This window comes from Streptomyces flaveus, assembly GCF_014647675.1.
GTDB lineage: Bacteria > Actinomycetota > Actinomycetes > Streptomycetales > Streptomycetaceae > Streptomyces > Streptomyces flaveus.
Genome location: NZ_BMPQ01000003.1, coordinates 16,819 through 43,049, shown reverse-complemented (window position 1 = coordinate 43,049; position 26,231 = coordinate 16,819). Strand labels below are relative to the sequence as shown.

The 26,231-nt window shown below is 70.5% G+C and carries 26 protein-coding genes, 2 pseudogenes and 1 riboswitch; of the genes and pseudogenes, 14 read left to right on the top strand and 14 right to left on the bottom strand.

The features are described 5' to 3' along the window. From IEZ21_RS06920 to IEZ21_RS06910, 3 genes are read right to left on the bottom strand one after another with little or no spacing between them, the layout of a single operon-like run. Entirely contained in the window at window positions 1-1,071 is a 1,071-nt protein-coding gene (locus tag IEZ21_RS06920; protein ID WP_189320994.1) for a prenyltransferase/squalene oxidase repeat-containing protein, read from the bottom strand. Beyond that, complete coding sequence (locus IEZ21_RS06915; protein ID WP_189320993.1) at window positions 1,068-1,826, bottom strand: class I SAM-dependent methyltransferase; 759 nt, start codon at window positions 1,824-1,826, stop codon at window positions 1,068-1,070. Before IEZ21_RS06915 ends, IEZ21_RS06920 begins: the two co-directional genes overlap by 4 nt. Further along, window positions 1,820-3,247, bottom strand: a complete 1,428-nt coding sequence (locus tag IEZ21_RS06910; RefSeq protein WP_189320992.1) for a glycosyltransferase family 4 protein — start codon at window positions 3,245-3,247, stop codon at window positions 1,820-1,822. Before IEZ21_RS06910 ends, IEZ21_RS06915 begins: the two co-directional genes overlap by 7 nt. Window positions 3,248-3,467: 220 nt before the next feature. On the opposite strand from IEZ21_RS06910, the gene IEZ21_RS06905 reads away from it, so the two are divergent. Beyond that, window positions 3,468-4,172, top strand: a complete 705-nt coding sequence (locus IEZ21_RS06905) for a TetR family transcriptional regulator (protein ID WP_189320991.1) — start codon at window positions 3,468-3,470, stop codon at window positions 4,170-4,172. Between the two features lie 26 nt (window positions 4,173-4,198). Here the strand turns inward: IEZ21_RS06905 and IEZ21_RS06900 are convergent, their stop codons facing one another. Both IEZ21_RS06900 and IEZ21_RS06895 read right to left on the bottom strand, forming a co-directional pair. After that, window positions 4,199-4,432 carry a ferredoxin gene (locus tag IEZ21_RS06900; RefSeq protein ID WP_033324547.1) on the bottom strand — a complete coding sequence of 78 codons (234 nt, stop codon included), beginning with the start codon at window positions 4,430-4,432 and terminating at the stop codon, window positions 4,199-4,201. A gap of 3 nt (window positions 4,433-4,435) precedes the next feature. Next, window positions 4,436-5,899: an aldehyde dehydrogenase gene (locus tag IEZ21_RS06895; RefSeq protein ID WP_189320990.1), complete on the bottom strand. Its 1,464-nt coding sequence runs from the start codon at window positions 5,897-5,899 to the stop codon at window positions 4,436-4,438. A 193-nt stretch (window positions 5,900-6,092) separates the two neighbouring features. On the opposite strand from IEZ21_RS06895, the gene IEZ21_RS06890 reads away from it, so the two are divergent. The 6 genes from IEZ21_RS06890 (at window position 6,093) to IEZ21_RS06865 (ending at window position 13,122) form a co-directional block, all read left to right on the top strand. Beyond that, window positions 6,093-7,118, top strand: a complete 1,026-nt coding sequence (locus IEZ21_RS06890) for a Strvi_7410 family MBL fold metallo-hydrolase (RefSeq protein ID WP_189320989.1) — start codon at window positions 6,093-6,095, stop codon at window positions 7,116-7,118. Between the two features lie 115 nt (window positions 7,119-7,233). Further along, window positions 7,234-7,321: riboswitch (cobalamin riboswitch) on the top strand. A gap of 144 nt (window positions 7,322-7,465) precedes the next feature. After that, window positions 7,466-8,713: an SCO2321 family membrane protein gene (locus IEZ21_RS06885; protein WP_189321380.1), complete on the top strand. Its 1,248-nt coding sequence runs from the start codon at window positions 7,466-7,468 to the stop codon at window positions 8,711-8,713. 59 nt (window positions 8,714-8,772) lie between these two features. Next, the gene (locus IEZ21_RS06880; protein WP_189321381.1) at window positions 8,773-9,396 is read left to right on the top strand and encodes an SCO2322 family protein; all 624 of its coding nucleotides are present in this window, start codon (window positions 8,773-8,775) and stop codon (window positions 9,394-9,396) included. An 11-nt stretch (window positions 9,397-9,407) separates the two neighbouring features. Further along, on the top strand, window positions 9,408-10,523 hold the full coding sequence (locus tag IEZ21_RS06875) for an energy-coupling factor transporter transmembrane component T (RefSeq protein ID WP_189320988.1): 1,116 nt from the start codon (window positions 9,408-9,410) through the stop codon (window positions 10,521-10,523). Continuing rightward, window positions 10,520-12,268, top strand: a complete 1,749-nt coding sequence (locus tag IEZ21_RS06870) for an ABC transporter ATP-binding protein (RefSeq protein WP_189320987.1) — start codon at window positions 10,520-10,522, stop codon at window positions 12,266-12,268. The genes IEZ21_RS06875 and IEZ21_RS06870 overlap by 4 nt, the downstream gene beginning before the upstream one ends. Continuing rightward, window positions 12,265-13,122: an ECF transporter S component gene (locus IEZ21_RS06865; protein WP_246567351.1), complete on the top strand. Its 858-nt coding sequence runs from the start codon at window positions 12,265-12,267 to the stop codon at window positions 13,120-13,122. Before IEZ21_RS06870 ends, IEZ21_RS06865 begins: the two co-directional genes overlap by 4 nt. A gap of 104 nt (window positions 13,123-13,226) precedes the next feature. Here IEZ21_RS06865 and IEZ21_RS06860 read toward each other — a convergent pair whose 3' ends face one another. From IEZ21_RS06860 to IEZ21_RS06850, 3 genes are all read right to left on the bottom strand, one after another. Further along, on the bottom strand, window positions 13,227-14,117 hold the full coding sequence (locus tag IEZ21_RS06860) for an LLM class flavin-dependent oxidoreductase (protein WP_189320985.1): 891 nt from the start codon (window positions 14,115-14,117) through the stop codon (window positions 13,227-13,229). A 48-nt stretch (window positions 14,118-14,165) separates the two neighbouring features. Next, on the bottom strand, window positions 14,166-14,915 hold the full coding sequence (locus IEZ21_RS06855; RefSeq protein WP_189320984.1) for a phosphotransferase family protein: 750 nt from the start codon (window positions 14,913-14,915) through the stop codon (window positions 14,166-14,168). 205 nt (window positions 14,916-15,120) lie between these two features. Then, on the bottom strand, window positions 15,121-15,477 hold the full coding sequence (locus tag IEZ21_RS06850) for a DoxX family protein (protein ID WP_189320983.1): 357 nt from the start codon (window positions 15,475-15,477) through the stop codon (window positions 15,121-15,123). 234 nt (window positions 15,478-15,711) lie between these two features. On the opposite strand from IEZ21_RS06850, the pseudogene IEZ21_RS06845 reads away from it, so the two are divergent. After that, window positions 15,712-16,275: pseudogene (locus tag IEZ21_RS06845) on the top strand (APC family permease); the annotation flags it as partial. Window positions 16,276-16,286: 11 nt separating this feature from the next. On the opposite strand, the gene IEZ21_RS06840 reads toward IEZ21_RS06845, so the two are convergent. Then, window positions 16,287-16,661, bottom strand: coding sequence for a DUF6223 family protein (locus IEZ21_RS06840; protein ID WP_189320982.1), 375 nt, complete (start codon window positions 16,659-16,661; stop codon window positions 16,287-16,289). 228 nt (window positions 16,662-16,889) lie between these two features. Between IEZ21_RS06840 and IEZ21_RS06835 the strand changes: the two genes are divergently transcribed. Then, window positions 16,890-18,017 (top strand): sensor histidine kinase, encoded by a 1,128-nt coding sequence (locus IEZ21_RS06835; protein WP_189320981.1) that lies wholly within the window; start codon window positions 16,890-16,892, stop codon window positions 18,015-18,017. Next, a complete protein-coding gene (locus IEZ21_RS06830; protein WP_189320980.1) occupies window positions 18,014-18,676 on the top strand; it encodes a response regulator in 663 nt (220 codons plus the stop codon). Before IEZ21_RS06835 ends, IEZ21_RS06830 begins: the two co-directional genes overlap by 4 nt. A 29-nt stretch (window positions 18,677-18,705) precedes the next feature. Here IEZ21_RS06830 and IEZ21_RS06825 read toward each other — a convergent pair whose 3' ends face one another. From IEZ21_RS06825 to IEZ21_RS06810, 4 genes are all read right to left on the bottom strand, one after another. After that, window positions 18,706-19,011 carry an Rv3488 family transcriptional regulator gene (locus tag IEZ21_RS06825; protein WP_189320979.1) on the bottom strand — a complete coding sequence of 102 codons (306 nt, stop codon included), beginning with the start codon at window positions 19,009-19,011 and terminating at the stop codon, window positions 18,706-18,708. 125 nt (window positions 19,012-19,136) lie between these two features. Beyond that, a complete protein-coding gene (locus IEZ21_RS06820; protein ID WP_189320978.1) occupies window positions 19,137-19,625 on the bottom strand; it encodes a pyridoxamine 5'-phosphate oxidase family protein in 489 nt (162 codons plus the stop codon). Between the two features lies 1 nt (window position 19,626). Then, on the bottom strand, window positions 19,627-19,977 hold the full coding sequence (locus IEZ21_RS06815) for a hypothetical protein (protein WP_213089270.1): 351 nt from the start codon (window positions 19,975-19,977) through the stop codon (window positions 19,627-19,629). Between the two features lie 153 nt (window positions 19,978-20,130). Then, window positions 20,131-20,565: an ATP-binding protein gene (locus IEZ21_RS06810; protein WP_373302183.1), complete on the bottom strand. Its 435-nt coding sequence runs from the start codon at window positions 20,563-20,565 to the stop codon at window positions 20,131-20,133. Window positions 20,566-20,658: 93 nt separating this feature from the next. Here IEZ21_RS06810 and IEZ21_RS06805 point away from each other — a divergent pair, with 93 nt between their 5' ends. Both IEZ21_RS06805 and IEZ21_RS06800 read left to right on the top strand, forming a co-directional pair. Continuing rightward, the gene (locus tag IEZ21_RS06805) at window positions 20,659-21,507 is read left to right on the top strand and encodes a helix-turn-helix domain-containing protein (RefSeq protein ID WP_189320977.1); all 849 of its coding nucleotides are present in this window, start codon (window positions 20,659-20,661) and stop codon (window positions 21,505-21,507) included. Beyond that, window positions 21,467-21,754 carry a DUF397 domain-containing protein gene (locus IEZ21_RS06800; RefSeq protein WP_189320976.1) on the top strand — a complete coding sequence of 96 codons (288 nt, stop codon included), beginning with the start codon at window positions 21,467-21,469 and terminating at the stop codon, window positions 21,752-21,754. Before IEZ21_RS06805 ends, IEZ21_RS06800 begins: the two co-directional genes overlap by 41 nt. Here the strand turns inward: IEZ21_RS06800 and IEZ21_RS06795 are convergent. Further along, window positions 21,738-21,884, bottom strand: a pseudogene (locus IEZ21_RS06795) (steroid 3-ketoacyl-CoA thiolase); the annotation flags it as partial. The gene IEZ21_RS06800 and the pseudogene IEZ21_RS06795 sit on opposite strands and share 17 nt — an antisense overlap. Before the next feature lie 246 nt (window positions 21,885-22,130). Between IEZ21_RS06795 and IEZ21_RS06790 the strand changes: the two are divergent. Both IEZ21_RS06790 and IEZ21_RS06785 read left to right on the top strand, forming a co-directional pair. After that, window positions 22,131-24,614, top strand: a complete 2,484-nt coding sequence (locus IEZ21_RS06790; RefSeq protein ID WP_189320975.1) for a beta-glucosidase family protein — start codon at window positions 22,131-22,133, stop codon at window positions 24,612-24,614. After that, complete coding sequence (locus IEZ21_RS06785) at window positions 24,611-26,221, top strand: carboxylesterase/lipase family protein (protein WP_246567346.1); 1,611 nt, start codon at window positions 24,611-24,613, stop codon at window positions 26,219-26,221. Before IEZ21_RS06790 ends, IEZ21_RS06785 begins: the two co-directional genes overlap by 4 nt. Window positions 26,222-26,231 lie beyond the last annotated feature (10 nt).

The window sequence follows — 26,231 nt, the reverse complement described above, 5'->3', positions numbered from 1 at the left end:
TTACGAGCAACAGTCGGCGTCCAGCCCCCACGGCAGCCGCTCCCCGCTGAACACCGCGCACGTCGCCTCGTCCCCACCCAGTGCGGCCACGGCGAGCAGCAGCGAGCCCGCCGTCCAGGCCGTCAGCTCCTCGGGCCAGACCGCCCCGTCCTCGAAGACGTAGCCCGTCCAGTACAGGCCGGTCTTCGGGTCGCGCAGGTGCTGGATGGACTGGAGGATCTCCAGGGCCCGGTCGGACTCGCCCACGACCCAGAGCGCCAGGGCGAGTTCGGCGGACTCGCCGCCCGTCACCCACGGGTTGGGGACGACGCACCGTACGCCGGCTTCCGGCACCACGAAGCGATCCCAGTCCCGCTCGATGCGTTCCTTCGCCTCGGCCCCGGTGAGCGCTCCGCCCAGCACGGGGTAGTACCAGTCCATGGAGTAGCGGCTCTTGTCGAGGAACCGCTCGGGATGCCGCCGTATCGCATGCCGCAGCGCCCCCACCGCCAACTCCCAGTCCGGCTGCGCCTCTTCCCGCTCCTCGGCGATCGCGAGCGCGCAGCGCAGGGCGTGGTGGACGGACGAACTCCCGGTCAGCAGCGCATCGTCGGCTCCGCTCCCGTCGTCCTCGCACCGCCAGCTGATCTGCCCGCCCGGCAGCTGGAGTCGCAGGACGAACTCCATGGCCGAGTAGACGGTGGGCCACATCCGGTCCAGGAAGGTGTCGTCGCCGGTCGCCAGGTAGTGGTGCCAGACGCCGACGGCGACGTACGCGCAGAAGTTGGTCTCCCGGCCGCGGTCGGTGACGTCGGCGGCGTCCCCGTCGGCGTACGCCGCGTACCAGGAACCGTCCTCGTTCTGATGCCGGGCCAGCCAGTCGTACGCCCGCTCGGCGGCCTCGTGCTCGCCCGCCGCGTCCAGCGCCATCGCGGCCTCGGTGTGGTCCCACGGGTCGAGGTGGTGCCCGCGGAACCACGGTATGGCGCCGTCCGCTCGCTGCACGGCGAGCATGCCCCGCACCGTCTGGGCGGCCTGCTCCGCGGTGAGCACCCCGGTCAGGACGAGGTGTTCTGTACGGGGCGTCGTCACGAAGCGTCCACCGAGGCGTCGGTCGAAGCGGCCTCGACCGGCAGATGCGGCTTGGTCGCGTACGCCACGAAGCTCTTGCCCATCAGCGGGTTCAGCGCCTGCTCGGCGACCCGCGTGGCCAGCGGCTTCTTCATGATGTCCCAGACCAGAAGCTTGTGATACGCCCGCACCGGCAGCGCCTTGTCGTTGTCGACGCCGAACGCGCACTTCAGCCACCAGTACGGCGAGTGCAGCGCGTGGGCGTGATGCGTGCCGTACGGCTTCAGCCCCGCCTCGCGCATTCTGCCGAGCAGTTGGTCGGCCTTGTAGATGCGGATGTGTCCGCCCTCGACCTCGTGATACGCGTCGGACAGCGCCCAGCACACCTTCTCGGGCCCGTAACGCGGGACCGTGACGGCGATCCGCCCGCCCGGCTTCAGCACGCGCACCATCTCCGCGAGCACGCCCTTGTCATCGGGTATGTGCTCCATGACCTCGGAGATGATCACGACGTCGAACGACTCGTCGGGGAACGGGAGTTGAAGCGCGTTGCCCTCCATGGCGACGGCGCTCGCGCCCTCCGGCGCCTCCCCCGCCTCCTTCATCGCGGCGAACCATGTGGCGACCTCGCGGATCTCCTCGCCGTTCTGGTCCAGCGCCACGACGTGCGCCCCGCGCCGGTAGCACTCGAAGGCGTGCCGGCCGGCTCCGCACCCGAGGTCCAGTACGCGGTCGCCCGGGGCGAGCGGGAACCGGGAGAAGTCGACGGTCAGCACGTGGCCCTGCTTTCGCGATCGGTTACGACTACTTCTGCGGCTGCTTCTTCGACGGCTGCGGCTTCAACAGCGCTTACGGCGGCGGGCCGCGGGGCTGCCCCGGCGTCGGCGATCGCCTCGCGGTACCGCGCCACCGTTCCCTCGGCCGCCCGCGCCCAGGTGAACCGCTCAAGGACCCGCGCACGCCCGGCGGTTCCGAGCCGCGCACGCAGCGAGGGATCCGAGAGGAGCCTGCTCAGGGAGGCGGCCAGCGCCCCGGGATCGCCCGGCGGGACGGCCAGGCAGGTCTTGCCGTCAGGTCCGGCGACCTCCGGGATGGCTCCGCCGGTGGTGGCGACGAGCGGCGTGCCCGTCGCCATCGCCTCCGCGGCGGGCAGCGAGAAGCCCTCGTACAGGGAGGGCACGCAGGCGGCCTCGGCGGACCGTACGAGGTCGACCAGTTCCTCGTCCGAGATCCCCTTCACGAACTCGACGGCGCCTTCGAGCCCGTACCGCTCGATGGCCTGGGCGACCGGTCCGTCCTCGGCACGCCTGCCGACGACGACGAGGTGGGCGGCGGGGTGCTCGGTGCGCACCTTCGCGAGCGCCTCGACGAGGAAGACGAGTCCCTTCAGCGGCACGTCCGCACTGGAGGTCGTGACGATCCGCCCCGGCACCTGCGGCACGGACGGATCCGGCGAGAAGAGGTCGGTGTCGGCGCCGATGTGCACGACGTGGATACGTTCGTCGCGTACGCCGAGCTGGTCGACGATCTCCTGGCGTGACGTACCGGAGACGGTGAGGACGGACGGGAGGCGGCGCGCGACGCGCTTCTGCATGCGGGTGAAGGCGTACCAGCGGCGTTTGGAGGCCCGCTCGCGCCAGCCGTTCGCCGCGTCCAGCTCCAACTGGCGGTCCACGGTGATGGGGTGGTGGATCGTCGTGACGAGCGGCGCGCCGATGTCGCCCAACAGGCCGTAGCCAAGTGTCTGGTTGTCGTGCACGATGTCGAACTCGCCGCGGCGGGCGCGGAGATGGCGCCGGGCGCGCAGCGAGAAGGTCAGCGGCTCGGGGAAGCCGCCGGTCCACATCGTGCCGACCTCGAGGGCGTCGATCCAGTCGCGGAACTCGCCGGGCTTCGGGGTGCGAAAGGGGTCCTCGGGGCGGTACAGGTCGAGGCTGGGCAGCTCGGTGAGGGAGAGCCTGCCCGGGCCCTCACCCGCGTCGAGTACGTCCGCGTCGAGTACGGGGTACGGCTGGGCGCCGATGACCTCGATCCGGTGACCGAGGCGGGCGAGCTCGCGCGAGAGGTGCCGTACGTAGACGCCCTGGCCGCCGCAGAACGGGTTCCCTTTGTAGGTGAGGAGCGCGATGCGCAACGGTCGGTCGCCGTCGGCGGCCGAGCCCTCCTCGGGACCCGCCTCCCTGGCCTCAGCGGTCACTCCGGGCCCCTTTCTTCCAGCAGTTTCCCGCGAGATTACTTCGGGACGGTAATCTAGAACAAGTTTCAGAGTTGATCGTTCAGGGAGCACTGAATCTACCGGCAGGTAGTCCTCCTGTGAGCGGTGGATGGGGTGATTCACGCCACGACGAGGCCCTAATCTGCTGTCGCTCACCCCACCCCCCACCGACCCTCTGCACGAACGTCACGGAACGGGACACATGCCAGCGGAAGCCAACCCACCGGCGAAGACTGCGCTGCCGAAGAACGCACAACCGAAGACCGCGCAGCCGAAGAGCGCGCAAGCGACGACGAGTTCGGCGGTACGAACGGTCCAGTCGGACTCGCCGCCGCTCACCGAGCGGCAGGAGGCGCGGCGGCGGCGCATCCTGCACGCGAGCGCGCAGCTGGCCAGCCGGGGCGGTTTCGACGCGGTGCAGATGCGCGAGGTCGCGGAGTCCTCGCAGGTCGCCTTGGGCACTCTCTACCGCTACTTCCCGTCGAAGATCCACCTGCTGGTCGCCACGATGCAGGACCAGCTCGCCCACATGCACGGCACCCTCCGCAAGAAGCCCCCGGCCGGCGACACGGCGGCGGAACGCGTCGCCGAGACCCTGATGCGCGCCTTCCGCGCCCTCCAGCGCGAGCCGCACCTCGCCGACGCCATGGTCCGCGCCCTGACGTTCGCGGACCGCAGCGTCAGCCCGGAGGTGGACCAGGTCTCCCGCCAGACCACCATGATCATCCTGGACGCCATGGGCCTGGACGACCCCACCCCCGACCAGCTCTCCGCGGTCCGCGTGATCGGCCACACCTGGCACTCGGCCCTCATCACCTGGCTCTCGGGCCGCGCCTCCATCGCCCAGGTCAAGATCGACATCGAGACGGTGTGCCGCCTGATCGACCTGACGTCACCCTCCGACTGAGCGGAGCCCACCGAGGCGCAGGACTGCTACTCCTCCGGCGGAAACACCGGCTCCCCCGAGCCCACCAGGCTGATCATGATCGCCTCCACCGGGCAGCCCTCCGCCGCCTCCAGGACCTTCTCGTTGGCGTCCGTGTCCGGGTCCAGGGGGTGGGACTGGCGGGCGGAGTCGAGGTGGAAGGCGTGGGGTGCCTGGTTGACGCACTGGGACGAGCCGATGCAGACCGAGCGGTCGACCTCGATGTGCCAGCGATCACCCATCTTCTAGGCCTCACCCTCGTAGCCGTTGGGCAGGTGGATCATCTTGTGCTCGAAGTACTCGCCGTACCCCTCGGGCCCGAACTCCCGCCCAAGACCGGAGTTCTTGTAGCCGCCGAACGGGCCGAGCATGTCGAGGCTGAAGGTGTTGACGGAGTACGTGCCTGTACGGACCTGACGCGCGACCTCGATGCCGCGCTCGACGTCCGCGGTCCACACGCTGCCGCTCAGCCCGTACTCCGAGTCGTTCGCGATCTTCACAGCCTCGCTCTCGTCGCCGTACGGGATGAGGCAGATGACCGGCCCGAAGATCTCCTCGCGAGCGATCCGCATGGAATTGTCGACGTCGCCGAAGAGCGTCGGCTCGACGTACCAGCCCTTGTCGAAGCCGGCCGGACGCCCGCCACCGGTGAGGATCTTGGCGCCCTCCTCCTGGCCGATGCGGATGTAGTCGAGGGAACGCTGCTGCTGACGCCGGGCGACCAGCGGGCCGAGTTCGGTGGCCGGGTCGAGCGGATCGCCGATCTTCAGCGCGCCCGCGACGGCGGCGAAGGCCTCGGCGAACTCGTCGTAGCGGGAGCGCGGCACGAGGATGCGGGTCTGGGCGACGCACGCCTGCCCGTTGATCATCCACGCGAAGGGCGCGATGCCGCCCACCGCCGTCTGGGCGTCGGCGTCCGGCAGGATCACCGCGGCCGACTTACCGCCCAGTTCGAGAGTGACGCGGGTGAGGTTGCGCGAGCAGACCTCCATGACCCGCTTTCCGGCGCCGACCGACCCGGTGAAGGACACCTTGTCGACCCCCGGATGCCCGACCAGGTACTCACTCACCTCACGGTCGGCGGGCAGGATCGACAGCACACCCTCCGGCAGCCCGGCCTCGGCCGCGATCTCCGCCAACAAATAGGCGTCGAGCGGGGTTTCGGGCGACACCTTCAGGATCGCGGTGCAGCCCGCGAGCAGCGCGGGCGCGAGTTTGGCGGCGGCCGTGAACTGCGGCACGTTCCACGGCACGACGGCCGCGACCACACCGACGGGTTCGCGCCGCACCAGGATCTTCCCGAGCACGCCGTCGCGCTGCTCCTCGTACGTGAAGCCGCGCGCGGTGGTGATCGCCGCGTCCCACACCATCATCGAGGCGAGCGCCTGCACCATCACGGAGGAGGTGTACGGAGTGCCGTTCTCGGAGGAGATGACGCGGGCGATCTCCTCGTGCCGTACGGCGAACGCGTCCTTGATCCTGCTGATGACCTCGATCCGCTCGTCAAGGGTCATACGAGGCCAGGGCCCCTCGTCGAACGCCGTACGCGCCGCCGCGACCGCCCGGTCCACATCGGCCGCCGAGGCGTGCGGCACCCTCCCGATGACCTCTTCCGTGTGCGGCGAGACCACCTCGATGACGTCCTGGCCCAGGGGGTCCGTCAACTCCCCGCCGATGAACAGCTGTCCGTGTTCCACGAGCTCGGTCATGAGCGACTGCCTCCTGCGGAGCCGGGCGATCCCAGTTGCTGATCTCAGTTACTGATCTCAGGTACTGACACTTTCTGACGCTGTTTCAGATGCGTACGAGGAACTGATACCAGTTCTAGTTACCATGAGCAATGGCCATGTCGAAGAGGAGCAGGATGAGGACCAGGATGGGGAATCGATGGACGGGGAATCGATGACGCAAGTGACCGACCATGGCGGGGGCGTACGGTCCATCAGGGTCCCCATTCCGGACAACCCGCTCGGCTACACGCTGGTGTACGTGCTCGACACCGACCGCGGCCCGGTCCTGGTCGACACGGGCTGGGACGATCCCGAGTCCTGGGAGACACTGGCCAACGGCCTTGCCGGGTGCGGCACTTCGGCATCCGAGATCCACGGGGTCGTCATCACCCACCACCACCCCGACCACCACGGACTCTCCGGCAAGGTACGGGAGGCCTCCGGCGCCTGGGTCGCGATGCACGAGGCGGACGCCTCGATCGTGCGGCGCACGCGCGGGACGCGGCCGGAGCGCTGGTTCACGTACATGACGGACAAGCTGACAGCCGCCGGCGCGCCCGAGGAACACGTGGCGCCCATGCGCACAGCCCAGCCCCGCAACCTCCCCGGCCTCTCCCCCGCCCTCCCCGACCGCGAGATAGTCCCCGGCGAACTCCTCGACCTCGCGGGCCGTCGACTCCGCGCGATCTGGACGCCCGGCCACACTCCGGGCCACGTCTGCCTCCACCTGGAGGAGGACCACCCGGCCCAACTCCCCGGCAAGGGCCGCCTGTTCTCCGGCGACCACCTCCTCCCGGAGATCACCCCGCACATCGGCCTGTACGAGGACCCCGACGACGCCACGGTCATGGACCCCCTCGGCGACTACCTCGCCTCCCTCGAACGCATCGGCCGCCTGGCCCCCGCCGAGGTCCTCCCGGCCCACCAGCACGCCTTCACCGACGCCCCGTCCCGCGTACGGGAACTGCTGACCCACCACGAGTCCCGCCTGACCGACCTCCTCTCCCTCCTCACCACTCCCCTCACCCCCTGGCAGCTGGCCGAACGCATGGAGTGGAACCGCCCCTGGGCCCAAATCCCGTACGGCTCACGGAACATCGCCGTCTCGGAGGCTGAGGCCCATCTGCGGCGACTGGTGAAACTGGGGCGGGCGGAGGCGGTTACGGGGAGCGATCCGGTGACGTATGTGGCGGCGTGAGGGCGGAGGCTGGCTCAGCAGCGTACGGAGTCGCCGAACCGGCGCCACATAGCCAGGCCTCAGCGTCTCCCTACGGGCCGGTACAGTAAACAGGTCGTCATCACGCTCGTACGGGGGGAAGCCGGTGCAAAACCGGCGCTGACCCGCAGCCGTGAATCGCCCAGCGCATCAGAGCAGAGCAACGGGCGGTGAGCCGGAATGCCTCGTGCGGAAGTGACCGGCTCGCGTCACCGGGAATCGCCGGTGACCGGCACCGTCGAGGCATACGGAGCCGAGCCGCCCGGGGCTCTGGGCTGCCCGGCTCCCTGTAGGGAGAGCCGATGAGCTCAGAGAGGCACTCGCCGATCATGATTGTTCGCCGTAGCGCCGCGGTACTGGCCGCCACCGCCGTGATCGGTGCGGCATGCGCGCCGGTCGCCCTCGCCGCCGAGTCGCCCTCCCCGTCGCCGTCGTCCAAGGCGTTGCCGTCCGGGCTGTTCGGCAGCGCCGATCCGACGTACGACGGCGTATGGCGGCAGTCGCTCGCGCTACTCGCCCAGCACACCGTGGGTGTGAAGCCCGCGAAGTCGGCCGTCGACTGGCTGGTCGGGCAGCAGTGTGAGAGCGGGGCGTTCGCGCCGTACCGCGCGGACGTGAGCGTGAAGTGCGATGCCAAGACGATGGTCGACACGAACAGTACGGCCGCCGCGGTGCAGGCCCTGGAGGCGCTGGGCGCCGATGACGCCGTGACCGGCGCCGCCGTGAAGTGGCTGAAGTCCGTGCAGAACGCGGACGGCGGCTGGGGGTACGCCCCGGGCGGAGCCAGCGACGCGAACTCGACCTCCGTCGTGATCAGCGCCCTGGAATCCGCGGACAGCGACCCCGAGGACCAGCTGACGAACGAGGAGAAGACTCCGTACGACGCCCTGCTCACGCTCTCCGTTCCGTGCGAGGAGGACGGCGGGGGCGCGTTCGCCTTCCAGCCCGACAAGAAGGGCAAGCTCGTCGCGAACGCGGACGCCACGGCGGCGGGTGTGCTCGGCGCGCTGGGGAAGGGGCTGGTGACGGAGGCCGGGGACACCACGAAGGGTTCCGAGAAGTGCGTACGCGGTGACTCTTTTACGCGCGAGAACGCGGCTACGAACGGTGCCTTGTATCTCGCCGACGCGATCGCCAAGGACGGCTACCTGAAGTCCGCCCTCGCAGGCGCCGAGGACCAGCCCGACCACGGCAACACCGCCGACGCGGTCGTCGCGCTCGCCGCCGCGGGCCGGACCGCCGACGCCACGAAGGCGCTCGCCTGGCTGGAGAAGAACTCCCGCGCCTGGGCGGCGCAGAGCGGCCCGGCCGCGTACGCACAGCTGATCTTCGCCGCGCACGCGACGGGTACCGACCCGCGCGACTTCGGCGGCGTGGACCTGGTGAAGCAGCTCGGCGCGACCGGCCCGGCGGGCTCGAACGCCACCGCCACCGACACCGCCGTCCCCAGCAAGGAGAAGGACCAGGACGAGGACAGCGGCGTCAGCGTCTGGTGGATCGTCGGCGTCGGCCTGGTCGGCGGCATCGGCGTCGGCTTCCTGATCAGCAGCCGCAACAAGAAGCAGCCGCAGCCGTGATCCGCCTCCGCCGTCGTACGTTCCTGCTGGTCCTGGCCCCACTGTTCGCCGTCATCACCATGCTCGCCTCGTCGGGGCAGGCCCACGCGGCCGGTTATCGCTACTGGTCCTTCTGGGACCGCGACGGCGACACCTGGGTGTACGCGACCCAGGGCCCGTCGACCGCCAGCCCCTCCGACGGCGACGTACAGGGCTTCCGCTTCTCGGTGAGCGAGGACTCCCGGGACGCCGCGAAGCCGCGCGGGGCCGCGGAGTTCGCGACGATCTGCGCGAAGACGCCCGCGCGGGACGGCTCGAAACGGGTCGCCCTGGTCCTCGACTTCGGCACGAGCGCGGACGCGCCGTCCGGCGAGACACCGCCCCGTCCGCGTACGGCCTGCGCCCGCGTCCCCGAGGACGCGACGACGGCGGACGCCCTCGCCACGGTCGCGAAGCCGCTCCGCTACGACACGAACGCCCTGCTGTGCGCCATCGCGGGCTACCCGCGTACGGGTTGCGGCGAACAGATCTCGGCCACGGAGCCGACTACGACGCCTTCGGCCACTCCTCGCGATACGAGCGCCTCCGGCAAGAGCGACTCCGACGACCAGGGCCCGTCGCTGGGCCTGCTCGCGGGCATCGGGGCCGTTGCCGTGCTGGGCGCGGCGGCGGTCTGGCAGACGCGTCGGCGGCGCAGCGGCTGACGGTGGACGCGATGAGCGAGGTCAGCCGTCCCGCCGCACCGGGTGCGCAGGCAAGCAGGGCCCAACGACGGAACGCCCTGCACCCGGGCGCCTGGTGGCTCTGGTCCCTGGGCCTGGCCACCGCCGCCTCCCGCACCACGAACCCCCTCCTCCTCGGCCTCCTCATAGCGGTGACGGGCTACGTCATAGCCACCCACCGCATGCAATCCCCCTGGTCCCGCTCCTACACCGCCTTCGTCAAACTCGCCCTCGCCGTACTCGCCATCCGCCTCGTCTTCGCCGTCTTCCTCGGCTCCCCCATCCCCGGCACCCACACTCTCGTCACCCTCCCCGAACTCCCCCTCCCCGACTGGGCGCAGGGCATCCGCATCGGCGGCCGGGTCACCGCGGAGGGCCTGGTCTTCGCGCTGTACGACGGCCTGAAACTGGCCACGCTCCTCATCTGCGTGGGCGCCGCGAACGCCCTCGCCAACCCCGCCCGCCTCCTCAAGTCCCTCCCGGGCGCCTTGTACGAGGCGGGAGTTGCCGTGGTCGTCGCACTCACCTTCGCCCCGAACCTGATCGCGGACGTCCAACGCCTACGCGCCGCACGCCGCCTCCGCGGACGACCCGACAAGGGGATACGCGGACTGCTCCAGGTCGGACTCCCGGTCCTGGAGGGCGCGTTGGAGCGCTCGGTCGCGCTCGCGGCGGCGATGGACGCCCGCGGTTACGGCCGCAGCGCCGAGGTGGCGCCCGCCGTCCGCCGCACCACCGCCGTACTCACGCTCGGCGGCCTGGTCGGCGTCTGCGCGGGAACGTACGGCCTGCTCACCGCCGAAGGCGGCACGTACGGCCTGCCCGTGCTGCTCGCCGGACTCGGCGCGGCCCTCGCGGGGCTCCGGCTCGGCGGCCGACGCTCGCTGCGCACGCGGTACCGGCCGGACGTGTGGGGCGTACGGGCGTGGCTGGTCGCCGCGTCCGGCGCGGGGGTCGCGGCGCTGCTGATCCTGTACGCCGCGTACGACTCCGCCGCCCTGCACCCCGGCGTCGTACCCCTGACGTCCCCCACCCTCCCCCTCTGGCCGGCCGCCGCGATCCTGCTCGGCCTCGCCCCGTCCTTCATCGCCCCCAGGGAGCCGTCGTGATCCGCTTCGAGGATGTCTCCGTGACGTACGACGGGGCGACCGAGCCGACCGTACGGGGTCTTGAACTCACCGTTCCAGAGGGCGAGTTGGTGCTGCTGGTCGGGCCGTCCGGAGTCGGTAAGTCGACGATCCTCGGAGCGGTGAGCGGTCTGGTCCCGCACTTCACGGGCGGCACCCTGCGCGGACGCGTCACGGTGGCCGGCCGGGACACCCGTACGCACAAGCCGCGCGAACTCGCCGACGTCGTCGGCACGGTGGGCCAGGACCCGCTCGCGCACTTCGTGACGGACACGGTCGAGGACGAACTCGCGTACGGGATGGAGTCGTTGGGCCTCGCACCGGACGTGATGCGCCGCCGTGTCGAGGAGACCCTGGACCTGCTGGGCCTCGCGGACCTCCGCGACCGCCCGATCGCCACCCTCTCCGGCGGCCAGCAGCAGCGCGTCGCGATCGGCTCGGTCCTCACCCCGCACCCCAGGGTCCTGGTCCTCGACGAGCCGACCTCGGCGCTCGACCCGGCCGCCGCGGAGGAGGTCCTCGCCGTCCTCCAACGCCTCGTCCACGACCTCGGCACCACGGTCCTCATGGCCGAACACCGCCTGGAACGCGTCATCCAGTACGCCGACCAGGTCGCCCTCCTCCCGGCCCCGGGCGCCCCGCTCGTGCTGGGCCCGCCGTCCGAGGTCATGGCCGTCTCCCCCGTGTACCCACCGGTCGTCGCCCTGGGCCGCTTCGCCGGATGGTCACCGCTGCCGCTGACGGTGCGCGACGCACGCCGGAGGGCGGGGGCGCTGCGGGAACGGCTGGAGGGGATGAAGGGGGTGGCGTACGAGGACGAGTCCGCAGGCCTGACTCCGGCTGCGCCCGCACCCCGCCCCGCACCACCCCGCTCCCGCCTCTTCCGCAAGCGCGACACACCAACTGCCCCGGCGGGAACCGCAGTTGCCGCGGTCGACCACCTCACCGTCCGCCGAGGCCGTATCGAGGCACTCCACGACGTCACCCTGACCGTCGCCCCCGGCGAGACCATCGCCCTCATGGGCCGCAACGGGGCCGGAAAGTCCACGCTGCTCAGCGCACTCGTCGGGCTGGTCGAGCCGGCGTCGGGTTCCGTACGGGTCGGTGGCGCCGTACCGCACCGGACGGCGCCCCCTGAACTCGTCCGCCGCGTCGGCCTCGTACCGCAGGAGCCTCGCGACCTGCTGTACGCGGACACGGTGGCCGCCGAGTGCACGGCCGCGGACCGCGACGCGGACGCGGAACCGGGCACCTGCCGCGCCCTCGTCTCCGAACTGCTCCCCGGAATCGCGGACGACACCCACCCCCGCGACCTCTCCGAGGGCCAACGACTCACCCTGGCCCTGGCCCTCGTCCTCACGGCCCGCCCCCCACTCCTCCTCCTGGACGAGCCGACCCGCGGCCTCGACTACGCGGCCAAGTCCCGCCTGGTCACAGTCCTACGGGACCTGGCAACCACGGGCCACGCCATCATCCTGGCCACCCATGACGTGGAACTGGCCGCCGAACTCGCCCACCGGGTAGTGATCCTGGCCGACGGCGAACCGGTGGCCGACGGCCCCACCGTCGAGGTGGTCATGGCGTCCCCGTCCTTCGCCCCGCAGGTGGCGAAGATCCTGGCCCCGCAGAAATGGCTGACGGTCTCCCAGGTACGCGCTGCTGTGGGCGCAACGGAGCGGGAGCCGGAAGGCCGGGAGACGACGGCAGACCGGGAGGCGAAGGCGTGACCCCCCAGTCGATCCTCCAAGCCCGCGCGACCCCTCAAGCCCGCGCCATCCGACTCGGCCCCCGCTCCGTCGCCGCCCTCGCGCTCGTCAGCGCCATCGGCCTCGCGGCCTTCACCTGGCCCCTCTTCTCCGGGCCGACGTCCCAGGTCAGCGCCCATGCACAGGATGCGCCCTGGTTGTTCGCGGGGCTGCTGGTGCTGCTGGTCGGGGTCGTGGGTGCGGCGGTCTCGGAGTCGGGGATCGGGGCGAAGGCCGTGGCCATGCTCGGGGTGCTGGCGGCGACGGGGGCGGCGTTGCGGCCGATCGGGGCCGGGACGGCCGGGATCGAGCCGATGTTCTTCCTGATGGTGCTGAGCGGCAGGGTGCTGGGCCCCGGCTTCGGCTTCGTGCTCGGGGCGGTCACGATGTTCGCGTCCGCGCTGCTGACCGGCGGGGTCGGACCGTGGATGCCGTTCCAGATGCTCAGCATGGGCTGGTTCGCGATGGGCGCGGGCCTGCTACCGGGTCCCGACCGGCTACGCGGCCGAGCCGAGCTGCTCATGCTCGCCGCGTACGGCTTCGTCGCGGCCTTCGCCTACGGCACGCTCATGAACCTGGCCGGCTGGCCCTTCATGAACGCACTGACGTCGAGCGTCGCCTTCAACCCGGACGCGGACGTCACCACCAACCTGACCCGCTTCCTCGCGTACTGCCTGGCCACCTCCCTCGGCTGGGACCTCGGCCGAGCGGCCATCACCGTCGCCCTGACCCTCACCCTGGGCCCAACCATCCTCAAGGCCCTGCGCCGGGCCACCCGCCGAGCGGCTTTCGAGACGGCGGTTACGTTCGAGCACCCGCGCACCCAGCAGCCCTGAAGACTCCTAACAAAAAGTGGCTTCTGGACCTCTGGGGCAGTTTCCTGAGTGGCGAAGCCTGCCAGTCAGGAGCATCGCTGTGATGCCCCGACCGTTGGTGACGGTCAGTCCTTTCCTGAAGTCCGCCACCGGGGAAGAACGTCCGCGGCGATCCGGTCGACCACCGACCGCGGCGCGGAGAAGGGACCCTGCGCACGCGGCCACGGGGCGACGACATCGGTGAACCCCAGCTCGTCGGCCCGGCCCAGAAAATCGTCGAAGCAGTCGGCCGACTGGATACTGAGCACCGGTGCGGCATCGGTCTGCAGCACCCGCCGGAACTGCGGATCGGCCTCGCGTCCGTGCGTCGCAAGGGCAGCCGTCATCCGGTCGCTCGCCTCCGAGACAAGACCCCACCACGCGTCGAGCCGCTCCGCCATCCCGCCGATCGTCACCCACCCCTGCCCGTACCGCGCCGCGACAGACGCTGCCCCGGGACCGTTGGCCGCCACTATGAACGGCAGCCGCGGCCGCTGCCGGCACCCGGGCACCGAACGAGCGTCGACGGCGGAGTAGTAGTCACCCTGGAAGGAGACATGGTCCTCGCGCAGGAGCCGATCGAGCAGCTCGACGAACTCGCCGAACCTGCGAACCCGGCTCTTCGGCGCTCCCGCCCCGAAAACGTCGACGTCGTACCCGCCCGTCGCGCCGGCGCCGACGCCGAGAGTGAGACGCCCTTCGCTGATCTCGTCGAGGCCGATCAGGTCGCGGGAGAAGGCCACCGGGTGGCGGAAATTCGGGCTGGCCACAAGCGTGCCGATCTCCAGCCGCGACGTGACCAGTGCGGCGAGGGTCAGCGTCGGCACCGTGCCGTACCACGGGCCGTCGAGCAGCCCGTCCCAGCCCAGATGGTCGAAAGTCCAGCCGTGGTCGAACCCGTACTCTTCGACACTTGCCCAGATCTTCCGGGCGGATTCCCCGGAATACTCCGGCAATACCGTCATCCCCACGCGCATGTGCGCCTCCTCGTCCTCGATGGCAGTACTTCTATGTCCGCGTATCGGTCACTGCATCCGGGATCTCAGCACGTCGACCTCACAGCCCGGCGCGAACGGGTCGAAGCCGTGCTCGATCAGCCAGCGAACCGCCAGCAGGCTTCGCAACGACCACCACGCGTGGATCACGTCGAGGTCGATGTCGGTGCCATAGCCGGCGACGACGTCGTCGAGGTGCTCCTCGTGTCCGAGCGTGAAGGTGGCGAGGTCGTACAGGGCATCACCCTGGCCCGCCTCGGACCAGTCGATGATGCCGGTGACCTCGTCGCCGTCGACGAAGACGTGCGCGATCTGCAGGTCGCCGTGCGTGAACGCCGGAGTCCACGGCCGGAGCGCGGCCTCGGCGACCTGGCGGTTGCGGGTGACCACGTCGGCGGGCAGGACACCGTTCGTCACGAGCAACTCGCACTCGTCGTCGAGTTCCGCCGCCAGCGCGACGACGCTCCGGCCGGCCCGGCCCGGCCGGGGCGGCAGGGGCGCTTCGTGCAGCTTCCGGATGGTGGCACCCGCCGCGGCCCACGCCGCCGGCGACCCGGTCGACGGCCCGCCAAGGCGGCCGAGCGTCGTCCCCGGGAGTGCGGCGATCGCGAGCACGGGCGGCCTGCGCCACAGGACCTCCGGGGTCGGGACCGGCGCCAGGGCCATCGCATCGACCTCGACGTCGATGCGCGCCTGATCGGCGTCCACCTTCAAGAACACGTCACCGACGCGCAGAGTCGCGCGCTCGGAATGGGCGACGACGACTTTGACCTCATCCATGGGCGACCAGTATCCCGAGGATGATCGCCGACGTCGCCAGGTTTATCGCGGCCAGGTTTATCGCGTGCGATTACGCGGCTGACCGCGTCCCGCCACCCGGCGGCCTCGTGCACGGCACCGACCCCTGACCAGGTCAAGCCCACCACTTTTGTCAGGAGTCCTGAAACTAGGACGAGGGCCATGGCCAACCTGTGGATCCCGCGGGTCACCAGAGACCGTGGTAGAGCAGGCCCAGGGTAAGGGCGGCCACCGCGATGGCCAGGAACGCGATCCCGCCTACGATGTCGCGGGAGCCCACCCGCAGGTGGGCGATGATTGCGCCGATGAAGTACAGCACGAGGCCGGAGGCGGCGAGAGTTCCCAGTAGCGGAACGGCGAGCCCGGCCAGCAGCCCCACGGTGCCCGCTGCCAGCAACATGCCCAGCACCGGTACATACTTCCGAGGTATGCCCTTCATGTCCGCCTGGGTCTTGGGGTATTCATGGCCGATCAGGTACGTGACAGCGGCGGCACCGTTGAAGACCGCGCCGAGGATGGTGACCGTGACGAAGGCGACGAACACGTTCTCTCCGCTCTGTGGGGACGATGTTGCTGGGCGCCCCGTTGTGGGATGCCGTTCTCTGGATGACAAGCCGGCGACTCGATTTGTGACATCGGTTGGCCGCCGGGTGTGCCAGTGGCTCGAACGCCTGGTAGTCGTTGCGCAACACCACGCGATGGTGCTGTCGGGAGGGATGCTTCCTGTGCGCTGATGCTCGCACCGGCCGCCCCGGGGCGAGCAACTGGCCGTACGTGCTACTCCTCCGTCGCCATCGCCGTCCTGGCGGTCCTCGGCCCGAAGGAGTTGACGGAGGCTGCCGCACCGTTGTCGGACGCGGCCAGGGCGACAGGCGCCGACTGGCTTACACCGGTCGTACGTGTCGGTGCTGCCGTGGCCGCGCTCGGCTCGCTGCTCGCGTTGATCCTCGGCGTCTCCCGCACCACGCTGGCCATGGCCCGTGATGGGCACCTGCCGCGTGCTGTGACCGCGGTGCACCTGCGGTTCAAGGTGCCGCACCGCGCCGAGTTGGTGGTCGGCGCGGTGGTGGCGCTTGCTGGCGGCGACCACGGACGTACGCGGGGCGATCGGGTTCTCCTCGTTCGGTGTGCTGGCGTACTACGCCGTCGCCAACGCCTGCGCCTGGACCCTGCGGCCGCAGGAGGGCCGTCCCGCGCGGATCACCCCCGTGGTCGGGCTTGCCAGCGCCTGCTCCTGGCCTTCGCTCTGCCGCTGTCCTCGGTGCTCTCCGGGGCTGCAGTGCTGGCTGTCGGTGCCGCCGCCTACGGGGTCCGGCGCGCGGTGGCCGCACGCACGCCGTGACCCGGTGGCGGTCAGACGGTCATCCGATCGATCGGCCGGTCGGCGCCGCGGGAGCGGGTCAGCGCCCGACGGCCGAGGAGCGCGGCGCCCAGCCCCAGCGGGACGGCGACGATGGCGCCGACGAGCCCGTTGCCGGTGCCGGGGCCGCCGCTGGAGGTGGCCAGGTGCAGCACCGCGAGGGCCGTGCCGGCCAGACCCACCGCGATGGCCGACATCCCGCCGGTGCGCGCGTTGCCGATGCTGATCCGGCCGCCGGCGCGGGCCAGGGCCAGCCAGCCGATAGCCAGGCCGAGCAGCCCTACCCCCAGGGCCAGGTTGGCCCCGGTCCGCCCGTCGCCGATGATCCCGCCCTCGGCGGCCACCATCAGCGCTGCTGAAGCACTCATGCCGCTCTCCTCCTTCTCCGTCGCTGACTGCGAGGTTCGATGCGTCTTGAGCATGCGCGCCGGCCTCCTGCCGATCGTCCAGCAGACGCAGGCACTTTCCACTGCCGCATCCGCGGCATCCGGATGCCGCGGATGCGGCAGACGGCGCGCCGGTACCGCATACGCGGTAGCCGACCGCTCGTCCAAGAGCCGGACTCGCCCACAACCGCACCCGGCTACGGTGCACCCATGGACAAAGGACGGTTCGCTGTCCCGGCCCCGGTCACCGACTGGGCGATCGCCGTGGGCGTGGCGGCGCTGCTGCTGGGCACCGGGCTGTCCGGGCCACCCCCGGCCGGGGGCCGCGAGTTGCTCGGCTCCGTGCTGCTGGCGGCCGGCGGGCTGGCGCTGGCCGCGCGCCGCCGGGCACCGCTCGTGGTCCTGGCCCTCACCGGGCTGTCTGCGGTGGGCTATCTGGCGGCCGGGTTCGAGGTGCTCGCCGTCTCCTACCTGGTCGCCGTCTACGGCGCGGTACGTGCCGGGCACCGCGCCGTCGCAGTGGTCGCATCCGTGGGCCTGGTGGCCGTGCTCCACCTCACCTCCCTGGTCTTCCACGACGGGCCCGCGCGCGAGGTCGTGGCGCAGGCCCGGAACACCCTTGAGATCGCCTGGCTGATCGCCGCCTTCGCCGCGGGGGAGGCGGTGCGGCAGGCCGAACGGCGGGCGGACGAGGCCGAGCGCACCCGCGAGGAGACCGCCAGGCGCCGGGCCGACGAGGAGCGGCTGCGCATCGCGCGGGAGCTGCACGACTCGCTCACCCACCAGATCTCGGTCATCAAGGTGCAGTCCGAGGTCGCCGTCCACGTGGCCCGGCGGCGGGGCGAGCAGGTGCCAGAGGCCCTGCTCGCGATCCAGCAGGCCGGCCGGGAGGCGAGCCGGGAGCTGCGCGCGACCCTTGAGGCGCTGCGCGACGACGACACCACCCCGCCGCACGGACTCGACCACATCTCGAACCTGGTGAAAGGGTTCCAAACAACCGGCCTGGAGACGACGCTGACGATCGAAGGACATCCGCACGCCGTGCCGGCCACAGTGAGCCGTACCGCTTACCGGATCGTTCAGGAGTCGCTCACCAACGTCGCCCGGCACGCCGCCGCAACCACTGCCTCGGTGCTCATCGACTACCGGCCGGACGCCCTCGCCATCCGCGTCGACGACAACGGAAAGGCCACCCCGCACCCCGCGCCGACGCCCGGCCTCGGGCTGCTCGGCATGCGCGAACGCGTCACGGCCCTGGGCGGCCGATTGCGCACCGGGCCGCGCAGCGCGGGCGGCTTCACCGTCCAGGCCGAACTCCCCACGAACGGAGCGTCGTGATCCGGGTCCTGCTGGTCGACGACCAGCCGCTCATCCGCAGCGGCTTCCGCGCGCTGCTCGACCTCGAAGACGACATCGAGGTCGTGGCCGAGGCCGCCGACGGCCAAGAGGGCCTGGCGCTCATCAAGGAGCAGCTGCCCGACGTCGTGCTCATCGACATCCAGATGCCCGTCATGGACGGCATCGAAGCGACCCGGCGCATCGCCGCAGACCCGGCCCTGGCCGGCGTACACGTCGTCGTGCTGACCAACTACGGCATGGACGAGTACGTCTTCGACGCGCTGCGCGCCGGCGCCGCCGGGTTCCTTGTCAAAGACATCGTGCCGGAGGACTTCCTGCACGCCGTACGTGTCGCCGCCCGCGGCGACGCCCTGCTCGCGCCCGCGATCACCCGCAAACTCATCGACCGGTACGTCACCCAGCCGCCCCCCACCCGCGCCGGCAGCGGGCTGGAGGAGCTGACCAGCCGCGAACGCGAGGCCGTCGCCCTGGCTGCACAGGGCCTGTCCAACGACGAGATCGCCGACCGCCTGGTCATCAGCCCGTTGACCGCCAAGACCCACATCAACCGGGCCATGGCCAAGCTCCACGCCCGTGATCGCGCCCAGCTCGTGGTCCTTGCCTACGAATCCGGCCTGGTAGCCCCGCGCAACTCCTGACCCCAGCGCGCCGTTGACTGGCCAGGACGCTACGGCGCCTCGTCGCCCAGGACCTCGCGGGCCAGTTCCTTGAGCGCCTTGCGGTCCTGCGCGAGGGCCTGCTTCCCGGCCTCGGTCGCCCGGTAGACGCGCCGGACCCGGCCGTCGACCACCCGCTGCTCGGAGACCAGCAGCCCGTCGGCCTCCAGCCGGTGCAGCGTCGGGTACAAGGTGCCGGGGCTGATCTGGTAGTCGTGGCGGGCCAGTTCCTCGGTCATCCAGGCGCCGTGGATCTCCTCCTCGGCCGCGTGGTGCAGGATATGCAGCCGCACCGCACCCCGCTGGAACTCCCGCACCGCAGCTGTTACAGATCTCCCGTCATTGTCACATTCGCAGCCGGTACACCATGCCCGCGGACGTGGCCTGCTCCCATGTGCGCCCGGCCGGCTGGTGAGACGGAGTAGGTCAGGTACGGAGCAGGTCAAGCGAGGTCGACCGGGACCCGATGGTCCGGTTGGCCATCCTTGGCCAGGATCGAGTGGTCGTCGGCCACCGCGCGGTACAGCCTCAGGCCGGAGATCTCGTTCACGTCGGCGGCTGTCCAGGCGCGGTCTCCGTGTGAGAGGGAGCGGCGGGAGAACACCTCTATCGCGCGCTCGAGCCCGGGGCCGTCCACCGGTTCGGCGACTGCGGACATGTAGACGCCTTGGCCGGTGCCGATCGGGGCCGACGAGTCGAAGATCGCGATGCCCACCTCGGGGCGCACCGCGATGTTGCATGAATGGACGGCCTCGGGCGAGGAGAGCCAGAAGAACTCGCGGCACCCCACGTGAGCGAAGTACACCGGCGAACTCCACGGCCGTCCGGCCGCGTCGGCGGTGGCCAGCACCATGTACAGGCTCGCGTCGATGATGCCGCGCGCGATCTCGGCAGGTGACCCAAGTGATCCAGGTGATCCAGCGGGAGTCATCTCAGCTGCTCCTTCGGTACGTGAGCTCGAAGTCCTTCTCCCATGCGGCCGAGCCGTCCGACGACATCTCCCAGACGCCACGGATCGTATTGCCGTCGTCGCCGACCTGCCCGGTGAACCGCTGCCGGAACGCCAGTGGCGAAAAGTCCGGCGCCTCCCGCAGCAGCCGCCACACCCCGTCGGCGAAGGTCATCGCGTACACCCGTACGACGCCCCGCGAGTCGAAGTAGTGCTGTGTGTACGTGCCCGTCTCCGGGTCGACCGCGACGATCGCCATGCTGTCCGGGGCCTCGGCCAGCGAGATCTCCGTGCGCTGGACCAGGAAACGTCCGTCCAGTGTCCACTCGAACACGCTGCGTGCAGCAGGGGTGGCCAGACCGGGAAAGTCGGCCTCCACCGCCTATTCGCCGACCAGAACGTCCAGCCTCTCCAGGGCTTCCTGCCGTGCCGATTCACTCATTGCCAACACCTCCTCGTCGTATATGACGGCAGCGGCAAGGAAAACTCATCGCTCCCCGCACTCGAACCACACCGTCTTGCCGCCCCCGGCCTCCGGCCACACGCCCCACTTCGCGACCACCGCATCGAGCAGGACCAGCCCGCGCCCACCCTCCGACTCCATCGACAACTCGGCTGACGTGGTTGGCAGTTGGGGCGAGCCGTCCGTGACCTCCACCCGTACCCCCGCCGCCCCCTGCCGCAGCAACAGCAACTCGCACCGCCGGTCCGGGACATGGCGTACGACATTGGCGATCAGCTCGGTCACGCCGAGTTCCACGGCGTCGGACAGCTCGGCCATGTCCCACTCGTCGAGAAGCGAGCGGACGATGCGGCGGATGTACAGCGCCGAGTGGTCGCCTGCGGTGAGTCGCATGCGGTACTGGGCGGGGCGGGGGCTCATGAGGAAGCCCGGGAGCGTGGGAGGAATGTGTTCGTTCACACCACGAGAGTGACCCAGCGCAACTACTCTCGGCTACTGAATGGATACAACCGGTCCCGCAGTGGGCCGAGTTGCGCGAGAGGGGATCGCCGCGTGACCCACATCAACATCCTCGACCCAGGCGCTTCGCCGCTCGACTACTACGGCTTCGAGCTGCGCCGCCACCGCGAAGCCGCCGGGCTGACGCAGAAGCAGCTCGGCGAAATCGTCAACTACACCGGCTCGCTGATCGGCCAGATCGAGACGGCGCGGAAGCTGCCGACCCCGACATTCAGCGAGCGGGTGGACGCTGCGCTGGGGACGGGCGGGCTGCTGACGCGACTGGTCGACCTTGTGATGCGCAGTCAACTTCCGGCCTGGTTCCAACAAGTGGCGGAGTTGGAGGCTCGGGCCCTTGAGATCTGCACCTTCCAGACGCACATGGTCCACGGGCTCCTCCAGACCGAGGCATACGCGCGTGCCGTGCTCGGTTCGCTGGACCAGACCGACCTCGACGACCGCACCGCCGTACGCATGGCCCGTCAGCGCATCTTCGAGAAGAACGAGCCGCCGGTCTTTTGGGCGGTCATCAGCGAGGCCGCGCTGCACCAGGAGATCGGCGGACCCGAGACCATGCGCGCGCAACTGGCCCGCCTGTTGTCCTTCGAAGGCAATCCCCGGATCAACATCCAAGTGCTGCCGTACTCGGCAGGCGCGCACGCGGGGCTCCAAGGCTCGTTCAACCTCTACCGCTTCGCGAGCGATCCGGACATCGTCTACACCGAGGGCTACGGCAGCGGGCATCCGACCGCCAACCCGGACACCGTCAAGGACTGCTCACTCCGTTACGATCATCTTCAGGCCGCCGCCCTCTCCCTCAGGGACTCGGCGGAGCTGATCCGGCGGGTGATGGAGGAACGCTATGGAGGACAACTCGATGCCGACGGGGATCCAGTGGCGTAAGTCCAGTTACAGCAGCGACCAGGGCGGCGAGTGCGTAGAGTGCGCGCCGCTCGGCCCCCTGGCCTGGCGCAAGTCGACGTACAGCGGCGACCAGGGTGGCGACTGCCTGGAGGTCGCCGAAACCCCCCGCACCACCCTCGCCGTACGCGACTCAAAGAACCCGACGGGCCCTCATCTCACCTTCGCCCCCGCCACGTTCACCACCTTCATCGACTGGACGAGGAACGCGACTACAGCCGCTGAATGATCGTCCCGGTGGCCGACGCCCCACCCGCGCACATCGTGACGAGCGCGAACTCCTAACCCCTGCACTCCAGTTCATGCAACGCGGTCGTGATGAGCCGCGCTCCCATGCCGCCCACGGGGTGACCCGATGCCCCCCGCACCACCACCCCGTGGCGTGATTCCTTCGTTTCTTGTGGAGACCTCAGGCCTCTTCTGTTCACTTCGTTGACACGAGTCATCAGCGGACATAGTTTCCGCCGCGTACTCGTGGCACCTGATGGCACGTCAATAGCTCTGGCCCCACAGCGGGTTCAAGGGTCGAACGCCGACTGCCGCTGGTGGCACGTGTACACACGGTCCCCACAACGACGTGCCCGCACACGAAGGAGTGACGGCTCTTGTCCGACACCGTGTCCCGGCGATCGGCCCTGCGTCTGCTGGGCGGTTCGATCGCGGTCGCAGCCGCGGCCACCTCCACCGGATTCACCACCTCCTCGCACACCACCGCGCTCAAGAGAGCCGAACCGAGCGCGGGTCCGCGCGTGGAAGGCCTGATCGCCAAACTCACCCTCGACGAGAAGATCTCCCTGCTGCACGGCGCCACCGACCCGAACTCGCTCGGCCAGGCCGGCTACATCCCCGGCGTGGAGCGCCTCGACATCCCCCCACTCCGTCTCGCCGACGGCCCCGCCGGAGTCCGTATCACCCGGCACGCCACAGCGCTGCCCGCCCCCGTCCTCCTCGCCTCCGCCTTCGACCTCGAACTGGCGCGCCGCTACGGCCAGGTCATCGGCCGCGAGGGCCGCGCCCTCGGCCAGGACGTACTGCTCTCACCGATGGTCAACGTCATCCGCACCCCGTACGCGGGCCGCAACTTCGAGACCTTCGGCGAGGATCCGCTGCTCTGCGCCGACCTTGTGGCGGAGGAGATCAAGGGCATCCAGGGCGAGGGCCTCATCGCGACGGTCAAGCACTATGCGATGAACAACCAGGAGAAGGACCGCATGACCATAGACGTGCGGGTCGACGAGCAGACGATGAACGAGGTCGAACTGCGCGGCTTCGAGTCCGCCGTCCGCGCCGGCACGGGCGCGTTCATGGGCGCCTACAACAAGGTCAAGGGCACCTACGCCTGCGAGAACCAGGAGCTCCTCACCGACATCCTCCGCGACCGCTGGGGCTTCGAGGGCTGGGTGATGTCCGACTGGTACGCCACCCACAGCACGGTCGCCGCGATCACCGCCGGCCTCGACATGGAGATGCCGGACGGCAAGTACCTGGGCAAGGCCCTGAAGAGGGCGGTCGAGAACGGCAGCGTCTCCGAGGAGTACCTCGACCGCGCCGTACGCCGCACCCTCGCGACGATGGACGACTTCGGGCTGCTCGACGGCAGTGCACCGCCCCGTCCGGACCGCGACCCGGCGGCGGGCGCGGCGGTCGCCCTGGACGTGGCGAAGGCCGGAGCCACGCTGCTGCGCAACGAGAACCGCGCCCTTCCCCTGACCGGCGCCGCCGCCCGGAGCATCGCCGTCATCGGACCCACCGGCTCCATCCCGTTCGTCAGTGGCGGCGGCAGCGCCCATGTCATTCCGGACCGGGCCGACAGTCCGCTCGACGCCATCAAGTCCCGCGCGGGACACGGCGCCCAGGTGTCCTACGCACTGGGCGAGGACATCTTCGGCAAGGCCATCCCCGAGGGCGCCTTCTCGCCGGGTTTCGACGCGGAGGGGCAGCGGGTCGCCGCCGGGGAAACCTGGACGTACGAGGGAACGCTCACCGCACAGGACGCCGACGAGTGGACCTTCGTCATCCACTACTCGGGGACTACGCGCCCCAAGGTGCTCCTCGACGGCGAGGAACTCTTCCCGGTGCTGCCCGACTTCGGCGAGTACTTCACCGGCGGCCTCGTGTCGGCGGCGCCAGACGGGCTCGCCGTGCGCCGCAAGACACTCGACCTCGCCAAGGGCACGCACAAGGTGGAGATCACCGCAGAGGGCGGCGACAAGGGGCAGTTGTTCCGGCTGCGGCGCATCACCGGGGCGACCCGCGCCCAGGACGTCGCCCAGGCCGTGCGGGCCGCGCGCGCCGCCCACAGCGTGGTGCTCTTCGCGTACGAGGACGCCACCGAGGGCCAGGACCGCACGACTGTCGCGCTGCCCGGTCACCAGGTGCGCCTCATCGAGGCGGTGACGGCGGTGAATCCCCGTACCACCGTCGTCCTCAACACCTCGTCCTCGACGTCGATGCCCTGGCTGCGGCGTGCCGCCGCCGTGCTGCAGATGTACTACCCGGGCCAGGAGGGCGCGGCCGCCACCACGGCTGTCCTGTTCGGCGACTGCGACCCCGGGGGACGCCTCACCCAGTCCTTCCCGGTGGACGACGATCACCACCCGGTCGCCGGTGACCCGCGCCGTTACCCGGGCGTGGACGGCATCGAGGAGTACTCGGAGGGCATCCACGTCGGCTACCGCTGGTACGACGCCGAGGGCGTGCGCCCGCTGTTCCCGTTCGGGCACGGCCTCTCGTACACCACGTTCTCCTACAGCGACCTGCGCGTACGCGGGTCACGACATGGTCTGGAGGTGACCTTCACCGTGCGCAACACCGGGCGCCGTGACGGCGTCGACATCCCACAGGTGTATGTCGGCCCCTCACCGGAACTCCAACTCGACCAGCCGGTAAAGGTGTTGGGCGGATATCGGCGGCTCGCACTGCGGGCGGGAGAGGAGCGCCGGGTCACCGTACGCGTCGACGAACGCACCCTCTCCTCATGGGACCCCGAACGCCACGACTGGGTGCTCGGAACCGGCCGCCGCACCGTATGGGTCGGAGCCTCGGCGGGCGAACTGCGCCTGCGTACGGTCGCGGAGGTGCACGCGTGATACGCCGACTCACCATCCGTCGTCTCGCTGTCATGCTGACCGCACTGGCGACCACCGTCCTCACGGCGGCCGGTTCCACCGCGGCGGCGCCCGCCCCGACCGCGCAGAACCCCCCACTCGTCCGGACCGAGTCCGGCTGGATCCGCGGGGAGACCACCGCCGAGGGGCGGCAGTTCCTCGGCATCCCCTACGCGCAGCCGCCCGTCGGCGACCTCCGCTGGCGAGCCCCACGGCCCGTCGAGCCGTGGTCCGGCGTGCGCACCGCAAGCGACTTCGGCAACCGCTGCGTACAGACAGCGAGTTGGGACCCCGGCTACGAGAATCCCAGCCACACCGAGGACTGCCTCGACCTGAATGTGTACGTCCCCGAAGGCTCCGTCGGCTCCGTCGGCTCCGCACAGCGGCCGGTCATGGTCTGGCTGCACGGCGGCGGACTCACCGCCGGCGCGGGTGAGGACATCGTGCCGGACACCTTCGCGCGGCAGACCGGTGCGGTCGTGGTGACCGTCAACTACCGCCTGGGCGCGATGGGTTTCCTCGCCACCTCCGGTCTCGACCGCGAGGCGCGCGACCGCGTCTCGGGCAACTTCGGGATGCTCGACCAGCAGGCGGCCCTGCGCTGGGTGCGGGCCAACATCGCCCGCTTCGGCGGCGATCCGGGCCGCGTCACCATCGCGGGTGAGTCCGCCGGGGGCCGCTCGGTCTGCACGCAGATGGCCTCGCCGACATCAAGGGGCCTGTTCCACGCGGGGATCGTCCAGAGTGGTGCGTACGCCGACTGCGCGGCCCGTACGCACAAGGAGGCGGTGGCTCAGGGCGCCGACTTCATGGAGAAGCTGGGGTGCGCGAGCGTCGCGTGTGTGCGCGGCAAGCCCGCCAAGGAAGTTCTCGCCGCCCAGGCCGACTTCGACTGGGGGCCCGTGGTCGGCGGCGACTTCCTGCCGGTGCAGCCCTTCGAGGCGTACGCGAACGGAGCGGCTGCCCGCGTCCCGGTACTCAACGGAGCCAACCAGGACGAGGGGCGGATGTTCGCTTTCGCCCAGTTCGACAACAACGGCACCCCGCTCACGGCCGAGCAGTATCCCCAGGTGGTGCGCGCCGTGTTCGGTGCCGAGCAGGGCGAGCGGGTGCTCCGGCGCTACCCGCTGTCGGACCACGCGTCGCCGACCCTCGCGTACGCCGCCGCCTACGGCGACTACCTGTTTGCCTGCCCCGCGCTCCGGCTCGACGACGTGCTCGCGGCCCGCGGACCGGTCTACGCGTACGAGTTCGCCGACCGCACCTCGCCGCCTTTCGCCTCGCTGCGGAACCTCGGCACGGACTTCGACTTCGGCGCGACCCATGTGAACGAGGTGCAGTACCTCTTCAAGCACTTCGGTCTGAAGTCTCCGCTGAACGCCGAGCAGCGGGTGCTCTCGCGGCAGATGATCCAGTACTGGGGGTCGTTCATCCGGAACGGCGTGCCGCGTGCCGACGGGCAGCCGACGATGCCGGACGGCCAGGAGAGGGTGCTCTCCCTGCGCACCGCCTCCCACGGCGGCAACAACCAGAGCACGACGGTCCATCGTGAGCATCAGTGCGACCTCTGGGACCGAGACCGTCCTTAGAGCTTTAGAG

Coding starts and splice junctions, on each gene's coding strand:
- IEZ21_RS06880 (WP_189321381.1), top strand. CDS start 8,773: ATGCTCGCCTCGTCGGGGCAGGCCCACGCGGCCGGTTATCGCTACTGG.
- IEZ21_RS06890 (WP_189320989.1), top strand. CDS start 6,093: ATGACGCAAGTGACCGACCATGGCGGGGGCGTACGGTCCATCAGGGTC.
- IEZ21_RS06855 (WP_189320984.1), bottom strand. CDS start 14,915: ATGGATGAGGTCAAAGTCGTCGTCGCCCATTCCGAGCGCGCGACTCTG.
- IEZ21_RS06835 (WP_189320981.1), top strand. CDS start 16,890: ATGGACAAAGGACGGTTCGCTGTCCCGGCCCCGGTCACCGACTGGGCG.
- IEZ21_RS06820 (WP_189320978.1), bottom strand. CDS start 19,625: ATGACTCCCGCTGGATCACCTGGATCACTTGGGTCACCTGCCGAGATC.
- IEZ21_RS06860 (WP_189320985.1), bottom strand. CDS start 14,117: ATGCGCGTGGGGATGACGGTATTGCCGGAGTATTCCGGGGAATCCGCC.
- IEZ21_RS06840 (WP_189320982.1), bottom strand. CDS start 16,661: ATGAGTGCTTCAGCAGCGCTGATGGTGGCCGCCGAGGGCGGGATCATC.
- IEZ21_RS06885 (WP_189321380.1), top strand. CDS start 7,466: ATGATTGTTCGCCGTAGCGCCGCGGTACTGGCCGCCACCGCCGTGATC.
- IEZ21_RS06905 (WP_189320991.1), top strand. CDS start 3,468: ATGCCAGCGGAAGCCAACCCACCGGCGAAGACTGCGCTGCCGAAGAAC.
- IEZ21_RS06900 (WP_033324547.1), bottom strand. CDS start 4,432: ATGGGTGATCGCTGGCACATCGAGGTCGACCGCTCGGTCTGCATCGGC.
- IEZ21_RS06875 (WP_189320988.1), top strand. CDS start 9,408: ATGAGCGAGGTCAGCCGTCCCGCCGCACCGGGTGCGCAGGCAAGCAGG.
- IEZ21_RS06895 (WP_189320990.1), bottom strand. CDS start 5,899: ATGACCGAGCTCGTGGAACACGGACAGCTGTTCATCGGCGGGGAGTTG.
- IEZ21_RS06800 (WP_189320976.1), top strand. CDS start 21,467: ATGGAGGACAACTCGATGCCGACGGGGATCCAGTGGCGTAAGTCCAGT.